This window comes from Agrobacterium sp. O3.4 (assembly GCF_041414895.1).
Lineage (GTDB): Bacteria > Pseudomonadota > Alphaproteobacteria > Rhizobiales > Rhizobiaceae > Agrobacterium > Agrobacterium cucumeris.
The window spans coordinates 123,128-138,545 of the sequence record NZ_JALPZP010000004.1 but is presented as its reverse complement, the minus strand read 5'-3'; the positions used below and the strand labels follow the sequence as shown (position 1 = coordinate 138,545).

The window sequence follows — 15,418 nt, the reverse complement described above, 5'->3', positions numbered from 1 at the left end:
CTTCTTTTCAGCCCAAGGACTTGGGCTGGCTGGACCCCGGCTCGGGGGCCGGGGTGACGGAGTGGGGATGCAACCGGCCTGTTAAATCTCAACCATTACGCATTTTCCTTTACCGGCGGCTTTGCGTCGCCGTAATAGGCCGAGAAGCTCTCGTGATAATGTTCCGAGCCACCCGGGCCGGCATAACGCTGCAATTCCGTCATGTCGGTCTTGTTGAGCACGATGCCCAGCGTCTTGTTGGCGATTTGCGGTTCGTTGGCCATCAGGTTCTGCACCATCTGGATCGGCGTCTTGCCCCATTCGGTGACGAAAACGAAACCGTCCACCTGCGGTGCAAAGGCCTTGGCGTCGATGACGGGGACCACGGGTGCAAGGTCGACGATGATGTAGTCGCAGGCCTCACGCGCCTGGTCGATGAATTTGCGCATGCCGGAAGAAGCCAGCAATTCGCTGGAATGGGCGAACTGGTTGCTGGTAGAAACCGGCAGGATGCCCATTTTCGTGCGCGTATCCACCTTCACCGCCTGTGTCCACGGAACCTCGTCGAGGACGACTTCCACCAGACCGGCGGATTGCCGTGTGGTCAGCATGCGGCTGAGGCCGGGATTGCGGATATCGGCATCCACCACCAGCGTGCGCTTGCCGGTGGAGGCGATCAGCCCGGCCAGATTGAGCGCCACGACAGACTTGCCTTCGTTCGGCAGGCAGGAAATGACACCGATGACCCGGCACTGGCGTTCCTGAATGACGACATCTGCCGTCAGTTTCACGTTGCGCAGGGTCTCTGCAAAGCTGGAGCGCGGGCTGTCGACCGCAAGGCGCAGCATCTTCTGGAACGAGACCTGGCCGCTTTCATCAAGCGTGGCATTTTCGCCGCCGGGGGTGGCGGCGCTGGTGCCCGGTTTTGCTGTTTCCACGCCCCTTTCGCCGATAAACGGCAGGTAGCCCAGAAAACGCATGCGCAGATTGTCGCGCACATCGTTGCCGGTGTGGAAAAACCGGTCGCGGAACTCGAGAAGTGCTGCGATACCGCCGCCCAGCATCAGGCCGAGAATGACCGAAAGCGCCATGGTCATGGTCTTTTTCGGACTGGACGGTGCGGTCGGCAGACCGGCTTCGGAGATGATGCGGGCCTTTGCGATCGGCAGCGACTGCTTCTGCGAGGCTTCCTCGAAACGGCCGAGATAGGACTGGTAAAGCGTGCGCAGCGCGGTTGCGCGCTGCTCGAGCTCGCGCAATTGCACCATGGTGATATTGGCCTGCGAGTTGCGGCCCGCAACGCCTTCGATATTGTCGCGCAGCGACTGCACGCGGGAATTGGCAACGTCGTATTCGTTCTTCAGGCTGCCGGTCAGCTGCTGCAGTTCCTGATAGATCTGCCGCGAAACCTCTTTCTTCTCGGCGTCCAGCGCAACGGCCTGCGGATGGTCCGCGCCGAATTGCTGGACGATGCCCTGCTGCCGGTCAGAAATGGTGATGTAGCGCTTGCGAAGATCCTGAATGACCGAATTGTCGGTGTCGCGTGCCGAAACAACGGCGTTATCGACAGCCACGTCAGGTCCCCGGTCGATAATCGACTTGTACTGGTTATAGCGGGCCGAGGCCGTTGCGGCATCCGCCTGAGCGGCAATCAACTGGCCGTTCAGATCAGCAAGCTGGCCTTCCGACATCAGCTCGCCGCGCGAGGAGACGATGTTGTTGTCCGACTTGAATTTCTGCACCGCAAGCTCCGCCGCCTGGGCGCGCTGGTTAAGGTCGGTCATGCGCTCCTGCAGCCATACCGAGGCGCGTTCGCTGGCGTCGAAATTGGCGTTCAGTTGTTCTGTGAGGTAGGCCTGCGCATAGGTCTTGGCGATCTGCGCGGCAAGCTGGCGGTCGGTCGAGCGGGTGGAGATGGCAATGACCGAGCTGCGGCCGACGCGTTCCACTGTCAGCGACTGCTGCAGCACGGCAGCCGCCTTTTCGCGGCGTCCGGCGCGGATCGCGGCTTCGGAGGCGGGTGGGTCGCCGGGCAGGACGAGATCAAGCACGCCGCGCACGGAGGATTTGACGAGCTCGACCGGCGACATCGGCGGATTGACGATGATGTCGTTCTCATCAAGCTTGGCCTTGTCGACCACGGTCAGCGCCATTTCCTTGGATTTCAAAATTTCCACGGCGCTGGCGATGCGGTTGTCGACGATCTGCGCGGCGGGCACCGGCGATTCCTCTTCCGCATAACGGGAAAGGCTTTCATCCAGCAGCACCTGCGTCATCGCGGTGTAAACGGGGGTCGCAAGCACCAGATAAAGGCCGGCCAGAACCACGGCGGCGATGACCGAAGCGGCAATGACATTGGCACGGCGTACCACGGCGGCCCACAGGCGGTCGAGGTCGATAAACGTGTCGGAATCCTTGCCGGACTCCGGAAAACCGATGTTGGATTTAAAGGTCTTGTGGTGCATGGACCTACCTTGTGAATTAAAAATGGTACGCGGGAAGCCGAGCCCTGGCTCGCCTTCCCGCCCCCCGTTATTGGTGCGCCGGCCGCCTCCCCGGCGGCGCGATTAAAGTCAGGCCGCCCGAACGCGGCTTTCGTGGTTTGCCACCAGTTCCTTCACGGAAGCGAGAACCTGCGCCTCCATGTCGGCGCGCATAAGCGAGAAAGCGACATTGGCGGCGATGAAGCCCTGCTTGCTGCCGCAGTCAAAGGTGCGACCACCATATTTCTGCGCATGGAAAGCCTGCTTTTCGGCAAGCCGCTTCATGCCGTCGGTCAGCTGGATTTCATTGCCCGCACCGCGTTCCTGCTTCGCAAGAATATCGAAGATTTCCGGCTGCAGAATATAACGGCCATTCAGGTAATAATTTGAAGGCGCCTTGGATGGTTCCGGCTTTTCGACCATTTCGGTGACGGCGAAGCCGTGATTGACCTTCTGGCCGACGCCAACGACACCATAGGACGACACTTCTTCCGGCAGGCATTCCTCGACGCCGAGAATATTGCCGCCGACTTCGTCATAAAGTTCCATCAGGCCAGCGATGCAGCCGCGTGCGCCGTAGGACACCATGTCAGGCAGAAGCAGGGCGAAAGGCTCCTTGCCCACCAGTTCACGCGCGCACCAGACGGCGTGGCCGAGACCGAGGGGCACCTGCTGGCGCGTATAGCTCACCGTGCCGGCAACCGGCAGCATCTTTTCCAGCTGCAATACCTGAACGGTCTTGCCGGAGCGGGTGAGCGTATTGATGAGCTCCGGCGCGCTGTCGAAATAGTCTTCGATGGCGGTCTTGTTGCGGCTGGTCACAAAAATAATATGCTCGATGCCGGCCTGCATGGCCTCGTCGACAGCATATTGCACGACCGGCCGGTCGACGATCGTCAACATTTCCTTTGGCATCGCCTTGGTGGCGGGCAAAAACCGTGTGCCGTTGCCAGCTACGGGAATGACGGCTTTTCTGACAGTTTTGTTCAGGTCCATCGCGTTCTCCTTCATCAAGGTTTGATCTGTCCCCAGTCCCCGCGCAGATTTCGTCCACGCGCAAATTTCACGAAATCTGTCTTTTCACCCCTGTATTTGCTGCGGGCGCAAACATGGCGTCCCGCAGCCTCCTCAGCCGCACTGCAATCGGCATTCGCAAATGCCCCAGCACGGCAGGATCCCTTATCGTGGTCTTCAAGGCGCCGAGTACCGAACGGCTCTTGATGTTTTCCACCAATGTCAAAAAATTATGTGCCAGCTGCAGGCTGCGGGCTCTCGCCTGCTGCGCATCCATGGCGGCCGGCAGCAAAGTGTAATGGCTCAGGAATTCCTGATCCGCCCGCATCATCGCTTCGACGTGATGAAGCTCGAGCACGCGCGAAATCGAGCCTTCGCGGATATTGTAGATGTAACCCGGTTTAGGTTCGATGACGCAGAGACCACCGGTGGCGAGCGCCGAGGCGAGCAGGATGTAATCCTCGCCAATGCGGATATCCTCGCGGAAACGCAGTCCCTCGGCATTGAGGAAATCGCGCCGGAACATCGGCTTCATATAGCCAAAGTTGAAAGTGGCGCGGAACAGGATGTTGGAGGAAATGAAGTCCTCAAGGGTGAGAACCGCCCGTTCCTCCAGAAACTCTTCCGGAAACATCGTCTCCATCGGCCTGCCATCGGTATAGACGACATCGAGATTATCGACCGCAATCGCCGCACCTGCGGCTTCCGCCCGGCACATCATGCAGGCGGAACGCTCCGGGCGAATGACATCGTCGGAATCGAGCACCGCGATCCAGCGTCCGGTCGCGGCTTCGATGCCGGCATTGCGGGCACCGCCCGGTCCGAGATTTTCGGCAAGAGCAAGCAGGCGGACACGCGGGTCGATGACGGCGATACCTTCCACGAGTGCAATGGTGTCATCGGTGGAACGGTCGTCGACGACGATCACTTCCAGCGTCACACCCTGCTGGCCGAGCGCGCTTTGAACGGCGGCTTCAATCGTATCGGCGGCATTATAGGCGGCGATGACGAAGCTGATATCGGGCGACGGGGCAAGGTTCTCCATCAGGTCGCCTCCACCGCGCCATATTGGCGGATTTCACGCACGCCGAAGGCGCCGCTCACAGAGCCCATATGCAGCGCGCCGCGCAGCGCATAGCGGTTGCGGCGAACGGCGTTAAAGCTGTTCAATGCGGCGAAGGCGGCGCAATAGACCACTTTCGAACCTGCCTTCAGCACCTGAACCACACGGCGTGCACCGGGTTTCTTTTCAGCCAGCACCCGGCCATGGGTCTGGCCGGAGCGGAAGCGGCGTTTGGCAAGCCACATGAAACTTGCGCGATTTTCCGGCACCGGCTCCGACAGCATGGCATCTTCCGCAAAGACGATACGGCCGCCGGCGGCGTGAAGATGCGAGAAGAAATGGGTGTCTTCGCCACCGCTCTGGCCGAGCGCCAGCGCGAAGCGCCGGCCTTTCACCGAGGGCGCATCCATCTTAAGCAGCGTGTTGCAGGTATAACCGGTGATGATCTCGCCGTTCACCCAGACCGGAACCGTGGAGTGGAAATCACCGCGTTTCATCCAGCCCGGCGCGTTTTCGCGGTAGACGGCCGTCACCGGGCCGAGAACGGTTTCCGCACCGGTTTCATCGGCCTTTTCCAGAAGGGCGGCCAGCCAATGCGGCGGGGCGGTTTCGTCATCGTCGATAAAGGCCAGATAATCCGCCTTGCATTCCGACAGGCAGGCATTGCGGGCAATCGAAATATTCGATTTCGGGCAATGCACATAGGTGATCTCGAAGGGGGCAGTTTCGCGCAGCCGATCGACGCTTGCCCTGGCACTCGGCTCCTCATCATTATCCGCGACAATCAGCCGAACTGTCACGCCTTCCGGCACGTCGAGCTCGAAGAGTGACAGAAGTGTGGCGACGAGTGCCGGGCGTCTGTAGGTGCAGATGCCGATATCGACGGTTTTCGAATCATCTGGGCGGGTGACGGTGTTGTCGGTCATGAGACAGCCTTTCTTCCCCGGAATTTCAGGAGTTCCAGCCAGAAGCCGGTGGACCAGGCCAGATGCATCACCATCGCCGAAAAGGCGGCGAGCGGGCCGTATGGGTTTTTCTGACCAATTGCCATCCACAAGCCATAACCGACACATGCGGCGATCCAGAGGCCAAGCGGAATAAGTGCGGCCCAGTGCACAAGCGACAGCAAGGCAAAGATGGAGACCGGCAGGACGGCGAGCGGAATCATCTGGCGGATTTTCGGAATGGAGCGATGTTTCAACAGGTTCTTCGCCCGGCCGCGGCCATAGGCGAGATATTGCCGGAACAGCGGCATGACGCTGGCGCGCGGATAATAGGTCATGCGGGTCTTGTCGGTCATCCAGATGCGGAAACCGGATTTGCGCAGCCGGAAGTCCAGCTCGGCATCCTCATTGTGGCTGAAGCTCTCGTCATAACCGCCGACTGCATCGAAAGCGGCAATCCGCATCAATGCGTGGTGGCCATGGTCTATCCAGTGGCCTTTCGCGCCTTCGCGGTGCTTGGAGCCGCCATTGCCGAGCTTGGAATTCTGGGCGATGGCCGTCGCCTTCTGGAACAGGCCGTGGCCGACCGTATCCATGGCGACGACAACGGAATCCGCGCCGGTGCGCTCCGCATCCTCGATCAGCCGCTGGCAATAATCATCGGGATAATCGCCATGGGCATCGATGCGGATGAGATAATCGAAATCCTCGCCGAAGGTGGCGACGGCAAGGTTGATACCGGCGCTCTGGATGCGCTTCGGATTGGCAAGCAGCGTGACGCGCTCGTCCTTTGCCGCAAAGGCGGTGACGATATCGCGTGTTCCATCCGTACTGCCGCCATCGGCAACCACGATGCGGAAAAGACGCCCCTGCATTGCGACGGTGAACTTGTTGAGCAGCCCTTCGATCGTAGTTGCCTCGTTGAGGCAGGGAATGACGATCAATGTTCTGATGCCGGAATTGCCACGACCTTCCATGATTTGCCCCCTACGCATTACACGGGTGAAAACTGCGCTTCACGGGCATGGCCGGAGGCGGATTTTGCAAGTGAGGACAAGTGCTGGACCAGCTGACGGCAATCGTCGCGGTCGGTGAGCCATTGTTTGCTGTCTATTGCCGAGAGGGTGTCGAAGGCGTCCGCGTAAGTTTGCGGCGTCATCTGGCCGAACAGGGCGGCGAGGTCCTCCGGGCGGGCATTCTGCAGGACAAAGCCGATATCGCGCCTGTTGATGAAGCGGGCGGTTTCCGTGCCGGCAAGCGCAATCGGCAGGGTGCCATAAAGGCAGCCCTCATACAGCCGGTTGGGCAGCAGCCAGCTGGAATTCTGGCCCTCCTCGAAAAAGTCGATCGCCCAGGTGAACTGCACCTCGTTATAGATGGCGGCAAGGTCTTCGGGGTTCTTGTAAGGCCCATGGAAATGCACATGCGGAGCGGCAGCCACGAAGCCGTCGAAATCTGAAAATTCCGAATAGGCCGGCCGACCGCGCAGGATGATTTCGACCCTGCCATCCATGCGCTTCGCGAATTCGGCAAGGATTTCGAGCGATTTGCGGCAGCGAAGCGCGCCGAACCAGCCGATTTTCCATGGCTCACCCGGGGCGGGCGGGCGCGGTTGCGGCGTGGCGGCAACGGTGGTGTCAAGCGCCAGCACCTTGTTTTCCTGCAGCAGCACGGGAAGATTAAGACCGGAAACCGGCTTGAAATAATGCTCCACGAAAGCCGGGGAACTCGTCACCAGCAGTTTGGCGTCGCGGGCGAAATAACGCTGCGCGGCATTCAGCATCTGTCCGGGCTTGCCCTTGTTGAGAAGCAGGCGGTGAATGTCGAGACATTCATAAACCAGCGCCGGCTGCCGGGCATAGATCGACATGGCGCGTTTTGCCAGCGCCAGCATTTCCAGGTTTCTGGCAAGAATGACATCGGGCGTGGGGATATCGTGCAGGGTTTTGCCCAGCGAAAGGCTGGCTTTCGCTACCGCCGCCATGCGCTGCAGAAACTGCCCGTCGGCGGTTTCCCCAAGCACAACGGGTATGACGCCTTCAATCTCTGCCAGCCGGTTCTGTCCGCGCCGGAAGCCGGCCAGCGTGACGCGCGCCCCACCCGCAAGCAGGGTCAGCACCCGCCGGCGAATGGCGGGGTCCGACAGATCATGCGCGAGATATAGAACATGGGTCATGCGGGGTTCCGGTTGGTTCATGCGTCAAAGACGCAGCAGATTCCGTTTGGTTCAAAAAAGCGGATCGATAAAAAATGCCGTTAGTTAAGGGCGCAGGCGATGGACTCTGGAAACTGGCATTTGTCGCCGAGCGCGGTGAAGGCAAAACGATCAACGACCATCTGCGTCGCGCCGGAGTAGGAAAATTTGCCCATCCAGTCCTTCAGCGTGTCGGTGCCCCACAGGCTGAAGAAAATCTTCTGGGCGTTTTGCGGGATTTTCGTCTCGTCGGTCACTTCATGGACGAGCTTGCCGTTGACGTAATAACGCAGGCGCTGCGGCTCCCAGACGAAGGCGTAATCATTGAAACCGGCATCGGCTCCGCCTTCCACCGGCACCAGCTTCTCATTGCCGCCCTTGGCGGAAATATACTGGTTCAGCTGTACCTGGCCCGTATTCCTGCCCAGCACCTCGAAGTCGATTTCATCATGCGGCTTTTTATCGGTCGGGCCGATATAGGTGAAGAAGGCGGAGTTCAGCCCGGAGCCGGTGGCAGCCTTCATGCGTGCCTCATAGGTGCCATAGCGATAACGGCCCTTGGTCTGGATTTCACCGCAGGCGAAATTGCGCTCCCCGGCCTTGGCTTCCTCGAAACCAAGCGTGAGCTGGCCGTTTTCCACCGTCGCCAGCTTCTTCGACCAGGTGCAGTTCTGATGCGCGCCGTTGTTCCAGCCATCGGAGACATACCAGAAGCTTCTGTCCATCTGGTCGAAGTTCTCGATGAAGGACGTGCCGTTGCCTTCCTGTGCATGAAGCGGTGCTGCCAAAGCCGTGGCCGAGAGGGCTGCGGCGAGAAGAATGCGTGTCTGAACGCGGGTGACAAATGTTGTCATTGGTTCACCTCTGTCGTTGCGAATAAAGTGTTTCGGATGTGGGCGGGCCGATGATGGCGCCCCGTTTTGCCGCAAAATCGGCTTTCGGCTTGGATTTGCCGTTGCGGCTTCCCGTCAATACGCCATAGACGGCCGGCAGGTATTTGCGGGTCTGGGCGTTGCTGACCACCAGAATGGCAAAGGCCGACAGCGTCGCGCTGATATAGAAGGCGGGATAGAAATCCGGCCCGCCCCTGTTCCACACCATCCACATGATGACGAGCAACGGATAATGGGCGCAGAATATCCAGAAGCTCAGGCTGCCGGTCTCGGCAAGCCGCTGGCCAAGCCGGCTGCGGATCAGTATCGAGGAAGAGACCCAGAAGCCGAGCGCGCCGAAGACGGCCAAAAGATTGCGCGACATGTTGAGCCAGAAGGTGAATTCCGGGCCGGTGAAATAAAGGCCGGTGGCCAGCATGGCCGAAGCGGCAAAGGTCAGCGCCATGATCGGCACGGCGTAAGGATCGAGTGCCTTGACATCGACCCGATGCAGGGCAAGTGCAATGCCGAGCGAAAAACTGAAAAGGATGGATTTCTTCTGAACGATGAAGATCGTCAAATCAGGCATGGCGGTGATGATGAGCAGGATTGCCAGCGTTGGCAGCGCGAAACGGCGCATCAGAAAGGCAAGCACCGGCGACAGCAGAATGCAGACAAAGAGATCACGCAGGAAATACAGCGGCACGTTGACCGGCAGCTCTTCAAGCGCCGTTCCGTGACTAATGATTTCCCGCGGGCTGGCGTTCCACAGATCAGGGAAATAGCCGACGCCAAGGTCGAACAGCTGGATAAGCAGCACGGCGGCAAACAGTGCGCCATTCCACAGAAGGAAGGGCAGCAGCACGGTTTTCGACTTGGAGCGGATCGTCGCCGGATAATCGAAACCGCTCATGCCGCGGCGAAACAGCAGGTAACCGGAAATGGCGCTGAGACAGGGCACGCCAATGCGAAACAGCGCATCTCCCAGAAAAACCCGCAGCCAGTCAAAGAAGCCATAAAGGCCAAGAAATGGGCTGGTTTCGGCATCGTGCGGCACATGGACGAACACGATTCCTGAAATCAACAATATGCGCATCAAATTGATACGGGAGGATAGGTTCTGATCGACAGTCACATCAGTCACCCCTATTGGGCGGCGTCTCCCCACGCCGCGTTGCAACCAGAGCGAACTTAAGCCCGCACTGGAAAGTCTGGTTTCGACTTTGGGATAAAATGTGGCGACGCGGGAAAAACACAAGATTAGATTTTGCGGGTGATTGTCTGGCCTTAGCGCTATTTCTGCGGCCGAGAAAAATCAAAGTGCTGAAATAAATAGAGTTTTTTAAAAATCACGCATCGTTAAAAATCGCTGAAGCGTGTGAATTTGTCATTTGTCGTGATGTTGCGCTGCAAAAAGAGGGGCGGCGCCACCTTGTCGAGTTCAATGAAATCACCGCGACAAGGTGGCTTAACGGCGGAAATGAGGCGCGTTTTTTCGTGAGATTTCTAACCTTGGGTTGCGGCACCCCGCATGCGCCGCGATTTCACCATTCCGAGAATTTTCCCCAGCAGCGCGCGTTCCGTCAACAGGATCAGCAACGCATAGATGACGCCGCCGACGGCCGCGCCGACGAGAACCTGAAGGGTGGCGCTCGGGATGCGGTCTGCAAGCACATGAAGCAGATAACGCACCGAAACCGCCATGATCAACGCTGCGATCATTGGCCTGCTGCTGACATAGAGGCCGCGGAGAAACGGCGTGTCGCTTGCCTTGAACACCGCCCAGGAATAGGCGACCAGCGTCACCGCATTGACGATGCAGAGCCAAACCATGGCATCTATCAGCGTGCCATAAATCGCGGCGAGCCAGACGGCTAGCGTGGTCACGATGGCGCGGAGCGTCGCAGACCAGAACAGTACACGGCCGTAACCCGCACCCTTCAAATACGGGATGAAGGTGCTGCACGGTGTCAAAATGGCTTTCGACAGGGCGAGCAGACCGAGGACCGGCCAGGCATAGGCCCAGTTTTGCCCGAAGATGACCAGCATGGCCGGTTCGGCCACTGCCCAGAGGCCGAACATCATCGGCGCAAGCAGCACGGTCAGCACCTGCGTGCTGAACATCAGGGCGTCGCGACGGCGCTGCGGATCGTCCATCATTCGGCTGAAGGCGGGAAACAAAACCCCCATGACGGCGGATAGTACCACCTGATTGGGAATGCTGGCAAAGCGGTTGGAGGCGGAATAGGCGCCGGCATCGGCAAGGCCAAGATGCCGGGCGATCACCACCATCGGCGACTGGAAGGTGACGAAGTTGGCGATTTCCGACCCCATCAGGCCGGAGCTGAAGCCGAGCAGCGGCACCAGACGGCGCGGTTTCATGACGAAGCGCGGGCAATAACGGGAAACGGCATAAAGCCCGACAAGCCGGATGAGGGCAGCTGCGAAAAGCTGGATGATGAGCGCCCAGACCCCGAAGCCAAGAAGCGCCAGAGCCACTGCGACCACCGCCGCGATGCTTTCCGATGCCATGCTCCACAGCGCGTCCTTGCTGAAGTTCATGCGCCGGGCAAGCAGCGAATAGGCGACATCACCGGCCAGCTGCAGCGGAATGAGAAACGCCATGATGCGCAGGAGATAAGCGCTCTCCACTGCGCCCAGCAGCCCGCCGAAAAATTCCGCGAAGATGTAAAGAACAGCGGCCATGGTGCAGGAAATCGCCAGATTGGCCCAGAAGACGGTATGGATCGTATCCATATCTTCTTCCTTTTCGACAATCAGCGCCGATGTCAGCCCCGCGCCGGCAATCATGGTCAGGAACTGTACAACCGTAAGTCCTACCGCGACGACGCCGAATTCTTCCGGGGAAAGCAGTCTTGCGAGAATGGGGACCGTGACAAACTTAAGCCCGAATGTCCCTGTTTTTGACAGGACGCTCCACCCCACATTGGTGGTGATGGTCTTTACATTTGGAGCTGGGGGCATACAAGCATCCTGTTTCTGGAGGCCGGCGGGGAGGATCGCCGGTTGGGAGTTGCCGATACCATCGGGGCCGCTTTTAGGATCGGGCCCGACACTTCTTGATCAACGCAAGGGGCGAAACAATGGCAAGATTTACTGTCGTCATTCCCTATTACCAAAAGCAGCACGGAATTCTTGGACGTGCACTCGCATCGGTTTTTGCGCAGACTTACCAGGATTTCGATCTTGTCATCGTCGATGACGAATCGCCATATCCGATCGAAAGCGAACTTGCGGAACTTTCGCAGGGTGAGAAAGACCGGATTCTTGTCATTAAGCAGGCCAATGGCGGGCCTGGCGGCGCGCGCAATACCGGTCTCGTCAATGTGCCTGCTGGTAGCGACTACGTCGCTTTTCTCGATTCCGACGATATCTGGACGCCCGATCATCTGCAGAATGCTGCCTTCGCGCTTGAGACCTATCGCGGCGAGTGCTACTGGGCATCGATGCAGGCAAGTGACGAATTTTATTACCATTTTGCCATTTCGGAACTGGAAAAGAACGAAGGTGCGGCAAGGCTTTCCGAGAAGCCGCTGGTGATCGAACTACCGGATCTCGCAAGCGTCATGCTGCGCAACTGGAGTTTCCTGCACCTCTCCTGCATGGTGATCGGCCGTCCGCTGTTTGAAAAGATACGCTTCGATCCGGCGCTGAGACTGGCTGCGGAAGATGTGCTGTTTTTTTGCGATTGCATCCTTGCATCGAAGCGGACGCTTCTATGTGACGATGCCGGTGCGATGCGCGGCATGGGCGTCAATATCTTCCACAGCATCGACAATACCTCGCCGGAATTCCTGCGCCAGCAGTTCAATACCTGGGTAGCGCTCGACACTCTGGAGGGACGTTTTTCCCGTCGGCCGGCCGATGTGGCGTCAATCGCTTCCTATAAAAACACGGCCCGTAAACAGGCGCTGTGGAGCCAGGCGGGCAATCTGAAACGGCGTAAAATTCCCGAGTTCGGGTTGCTCCTGAAGTGGGCAATGCGCGATCCCGCACTTCTTCGGGCCGCTTTTGAGCTCGGTGCAGGAAAAATCGTTCGCACAAGATGAGCGAATTCTCGCCTGCAAGAATTTATATGTTTTTCACCCAGGAGTGACCTCATGAAACCTTACCACTGGGAATCGCATCATGGCAATTTCGGTGACGATCTCAATCTGTGGCTGTGGGATTTTCTGCTTCCGGGCCTGCGCGATGTGCATGACGATGTGATGCTCGTCGGTGTCGGCACCGTTCTCAACGACACCCTGCTGCCGGCAAAGCAGCGCAAGCTGGTGATCGGCAGCGGTTATGGTTATGGCGCGGTGCCGGATACGGGCACCGGGTTCTGGGATATTCGCTGCGTGCGCGGCGAAAAAACCGCCGCCAAGCTCGGGCTTTCGCCAGAAATGGGCATCGTCGATCCCGCCGTCATGGTCACCGAGATGCCGGACTTCAAAGGCCTTCCGAAAATCCACAAGAAGACCTTCGTTCCCCATTGGGAATCGGCGGAATTCGGCATGTGGGAAACGGTGTGCGAACCGGCGGGGCTGACCTATCTCGACCCGCGCGGCGAGGCGAAGGCGGTCATCCGTGCCATTGCCCAGTCGGAATTCATCGTCGCCGAATCCATGCATGGTGCAATCCTTGCCGATGCCTTCCGCGTGCCATGGGTGGCGGTCAGCACATCCCCCTCGATCAACAGCTTCAAATGGAGCGATTGGGCAGGCACCGTCGGCGTGGAATATCAGCCGCGTTACGTACCGGTTTCCACCCGTGCCGAGGCGGCAAAAAAGGGCTCGCGCTTCTGGGGCATGAATTTTCCGCCGCCGCCAGCCCCTGTTATTGCCGAGACAGGCTCAGTCTCGGTGCATGAGAGCTCCGCGCATGAGGGTGATGTGCTGGTGCGGTCGCAGGAAACGCAATCGATGTCGCTGCGCAAACTGGCAAAGCAGGTGCTGGCTGCACCTTCCACCCTGGCGCTCTGGCAGGCAAGCCGGGCGGAGCCGCGTCTCAGCCCGGATGGCAGGCTGGAAGAACGCAAGGAGCGTTTTTCCGCCGTGCTGGAAACGATCAAGCGGGATTATCTCTAGGGGCGAAAGCACCGGATGGGGTAAAGTTTGCCTGGAAGAGAGGTCACCGACCTCTTCGTCGTCATCCTCGGGCTTGTCCCGAGGATCCGCAGCCGACCGATTTTATGCGACGTGATTAGATCCTCGGGGCAGGCCCGAGGATGACGTCAGAGTATTGAGCGCGGTGTTGCCCAATCCAGTCCATTCTTCCCTCACGAAACCGGTGTGCCATCCAGAAGATATCGCACATCCCGCACCGGCTGCGACGGCTTGCGGAAACGCGCGGTCTTGTCGGTCAGGATACCGCGCGTGATGGCGGGCAGGGCAGGCAGACGCGCAAGAGCGTGGGTCAGCGCGCCGCCCATGCCTTTCTGCTTTTTCGCATCGAGAAAATGGCGAAGCTCAAATTTGGCGCGGATATGTTTTTCATGTTCTCGAAGGATCGCGGCCTCATCGGCGGACAGCCTGCAGCCGGCAAGGATGGCCCTGTCCGCCTCGTATAAGCGGCGAAGGTCCTCGGTGCTGTGACGTCCGCTCAGCGAATTGCCGCGCACGATCGCGCCGTAACCGCAATGGCGGATGACCTTGTAACGCGCACCGGCGGCAAGCGCGCGAACGTAAAGCTCGTAATCTTCGCCCAGCCGCAGGGCCTCGTCGTAGCGCAGCGCATGTTTGTCGAGAAAGTCGCGGCGTATCACCGGTTTCAGGAAACCCGTCTCTCCGCGCTCCACGCCGGGTCTGGAAATATTGCCTTCCACGAATTCCGCAAGCGACAGAAACCGGGCCTCAGGTTCAAAGCGCGCCGGCTGCATTGAGGATGCGCCCGGAACCGATTGCTGGATGAAGGCGATATTGTCGGCGACCAGATCCCAGTCGTCATCGGCCAGCATGGCGGTGAAACGGCCTCTGAAAAAGAAGTCGTCCGCATCGAGAATGCTGATGAGCGGCGCAGAGGAAATGGAGATTGCATGGTTGCGGGCAGCGGAAGGTCCGCGATTGACGTCGAAGCGGACGACCCGCAAGCGACCGGTACCGTCATCTGCCGCATGCGCGACATCGCTTGTCGTATCGGTGGAACCATCGTCGATCACCACCACTTCGCCGACCTCCGGTTCCACAAGCGCGGAGCGGATGGCGATATCGATCGTTTCAGAGGCATTTTTCGCAGCGATGATGACGCAAACGGGCTGTGAACCACTCACCATGGGATGTCCTTATGCTTTGACGACCGTCAGGATTTGGCCAGCAGAAAGTGTCAGGGATATGGATGCAAGCGATATTTTTGCGACGCAACAAAAGCCGAGGTTTGAAAGCTCACATATCGCTCAGTTTCGCGCCATGCGGCGGGGCGCTTTTGGCTGTCTCGGCCGTCATGGTTTCAGCGCTGCGATCATGCGCGAATGTCTCACGCAACCGGCGCTTTTCGCGGGCGACCAGAACCAGAATTACAATAAAATAACCGACTTGCAGAAGGACGGCACAGATGATGGTCTGGATGAACGCCGTATAGAACGATCCGTGAATGAAATATGTAGCAACCGCAAAGGTAAGCAATGCACCGATCATGCTGAAAAAAACACGAGGTGCATACATGGTGCTCTCCTCCCGAGAACGATTTCTCCGTTTTTGGCTGCGCTGCGGCATTTTTTTTCTTTGCAAGAAATATACGATGAGACTGGTGTTGTTTCAACACACATATACTTCTTCTATCTGGCGCAGCATGAAATTTCGGTAATCTTGATTGGTAAATTCCTTGTAATCGATGATTTCCCTCTGGCGGGTCTGTTTTGAAACCCGGTT

Annotated in this window: 13 protein-coding genes; 2 read left to right on the top strand and 11 right to left on the bottom strand. The window is 58.7% G+C overall.

The annotated features are described in order from the left end of the window. Positions 1-95: 95 nt before the first annotated feature. The 9 genes from M0412_RS19550 to M0412_RS19510 all read right to left on the bottom strand — a co-directional run bounded on the left by M0412_RS19550 (position 96) and on the right by M0412_RS19510 (position 11,534). Entirely contained in the window at positions 96-2,444 is a 2,349-nt protein-coding gene (locus tag M0412_RS19550; RefSeq protein WP_142842488.1) for a polysaccharide biosynthesis tyrosine autokinase, read from the bottom strand. A 108-nt stretch (positions 2,445-2,552) separates the two neighbouring features. Next, positions 2,553-3,458, bottom strand: a complete 906-nt coding sequence (locus tag M0412_RS19545) for a UTP--glucose-1-phosphate uridylyltransferase (RefSeq protein WP_269701588.1) — start codon at positions 3,456-3,458, stop codon at positions 2,553-2,555. A gap of 67 nt (positions 3,459-3,525) precedes the next feature. Next, positions 3,526-4,521, bottom strand: coding sequence for a glycosyltransferase family 2 protein (locus M0412_RS19540; RefSeq protein ID WP_269701590.1), 996 nt, complete (start codon positions 4,519-4,521; stop codon positions 3,526-3,528). Then, the gene (locus M0412_RS19535; protein WP_269701592.1) at positions 4,521-5,465 is read right to left on the bottom strand and encodes a glycosyltransferase family 2 protein; all 945 of its coding nucleotides are present in this window, start codon (positions 5,463-5,465) and stop codon (positions 4,521-4,523) included. Before M0412_RS19535 ends, M0412_RS19540 begins: the two co-directional genes overlap by 1 nt. Continuing rightward, positions 5,462-6,460 carry a glycosyltransferase family 2 protein gene (locus tag M0412_RS19530; RefSeq protein ID WP_269701594.1) on the bottom strand — a complete coding sequence of 333 codons (999 nt, stop codon included), beginning with the start codon at positions 6,458-6,460 and terminating at the stop codon, positions 5,462-5,464. Before M0412_RS19530 ends, M0412_RS19535 begins: the two co-directional genes overlap by 4 nt. Before the next feature lie 17 nt (positions 6,461-6,477). After that, on the bottom strand, positions 6,478-7,659 hold the full coding sequence (locus tag M0412_RS19525; RefSeq protein ID WP_142842483.1) for a glycosyltransferase family 4 protein: 1,182 nt from the start codon (positions 7,657-7,659) through the stop codon (positions 6,478-6,480). 80 nt (positions 7,660-7,739) lie between these two features. Beyond that, entirely contained in the window at positions 7,740-8,531 is a 792-nt protein-coding gene (locus M0412_RS19520) for a family 16 glycosylhydrolase (protein WP_142842482.1), read from the bottom strand. A gap of 4 nt (positions 8,532-8,535) precedes the next feature. Continuing rightward, positions 8,536-9,645 (bottom strand): acyltransferase, encoded by a 1,110-nt coding sequence (locus M0412_RS19515; protein WP_269701789.1) that lies wholly within the window; start codon positions 9,643-9,645, stop codon positions 8,536-8,538. A gap of 410 nt (positions 9,646-10,055) precedes the next feature. Beyond that, positions 10,056-11,534: a lipopolysaccharide biosynthesis protein gene (locus M0412_RS19510; protein WP_269701598.1), complete on the bottom strand. Its 1,479-nt coding sequence runs from the start codon at positions 11,532-11,534 to the stop codon at positions 10,056-10,058. Between the two features lie 119 nt (positions 11,535-11,653). On the opposite strand from M0412_RS19510, the gene M0412_RS19505 reads away from it, so the two are divergent. Further along, on the top strand, positions 11,654-12,619 hold the full coding sequence (locus tag M0412_RS19505; RefSeq protein WP_142842479.1) for a glycosyltransferase family A protein: 966 nt from the start codon (positions 11,654-11,656) through the stop codon (positions 12,617-12,619). Between the two features lie 51 nt (positions 12,620-12,670). Next, a complete protein-coding gene (locus M0412_RS19500) occupies positions 12,671-13,639 on the top strand; it encodes a polysaccharide pyruvyl transferase family protein (protein WP_269701600.1) in 969 nt (322 codons plus the stop codon). 191 nt (positions 13,640-13,830) lie between these two features. Here the strand turns inward: M0412_RS19500 and M0412_RS19495 are convergent, their stop codons facing one another. Further along, on the bottom strand, positions 13,831-14,823 hold the full coding sequence (locus M0412_RS19495; protein WP_269701602.1) for a glycosyltransferase family 2 protein: 993 nt from the start codon (positions 14,821-14,823) through the stop codon (positions 13,831-13,833). A gap of 109 nt (positions 14,824-14,932) precedes the next feature. Next, on the bottom strand, positions 14,933-15,211 hold the full coding sequence (locus M0412_RS19490) for an exopolysaccharide production repressor protein (protein WP_269701791.1): 279 nt from the start codon (positions 15,209-15,211) through the stop codon (positions 14,933-14,935). Positions 15,212-15,418 lie beyond the last annotated feature (207 nt).

Excerpts from the sequence above, each read along its gene's own strand:
- M0412_RS19510 (WP_269701598.1), bottom strand. The coding sequence starts at position 11,534 with ATGCCCCCAGCTCCAAATGTAAAGACCATCACCACCAATGTGGGGTGG.
- M0412_RS19495 (WP_269701602.1), bottom strand. The coding sequence starts at position 14,823 with ATGGTGAGTGGTTCACAGCCCGTTTGCGTCATCATCGCTGCGAAAAAT.
- M0412_RS19540 (WP_269701590.1), bottom strand. The coding sequence starts at position 4,521 with ATGGAGAACCTTGCCCCGTCGCCCGATATCAGCTTCGTCATCGCCGCC.
- M0412_RS19500 (WP_269701600.1), top strand. The coding sequence starts at position 12,671 with ATGAAACCTTACCACTGGGAATCGCATCATGGCAATTTCGGTGACGAT.
- M0412_RS19490 (WP_269701791.1), bottom strand. The coding sequence starts at position 15,211 with ATGTATGCACCTCGTGTTTTTTTCAGCATGATCGGTGCATTGCTTACC.
- M0412_RS19515 (WP_269701789.1), bottom strand. The coding sequence starts at position 9,645 with ATGCGCATATTGTTGATTTCAGGAATCGTGTTCGTCCATGTGCCGCAC.
- M0412_RS19505 (WP_142842479.1), top strand. The coding sequence starts at position 11,654 with ATGGCAAGATTTACTGTCGTCATTCCCTATTACCAAAAGCAGCACGGA.
- M0412_RS19520 (WP_142842482.1), bottom strand. The coding sequence starts at position 8,531 with ATGACAACATTTGTCACCCGCGTTCAGACACGCATTCTTCTCGCCGCA.
- M0412_RS19535 (WP_269701592.1), bottom strand. The coding sequence starts at position 5,465 with ATGACCGACAACACCGTCACCCGCCCAGATGATTCGAAAACCGTCGAT.
- M0412_RS19525 (WP_142842483.1), bottom strand. The coding sequence starts at position 7,659 with ATGACCCATGTTCTATATCTCGCGCATGATCTGTCGGACCCCGCCATT.
- M0412_RS19545 (WP_269701588.1), bottom strand. The coding sequence starts at position 3,458 with ATGGACCTGAACAAAACTGTCAGAAAAGCCGTCATTCCCGTAGCTGGC.
- M0412_RS19550 (WP_142842488.1), bottom strand. The coding sequence starts at position 2,444 with ATGCACCACAAGACCTTTAAATCCAACATCGGTTTTCCGGAGTCCGGC.
- M0412_RS19530 (WP_269701594.1), bottom strand. The coding sequence starts at position 6,460 with ATGGAAGGTCGTGGCAATTCCGGCATCAGAACATTGATCGTCATTCCC.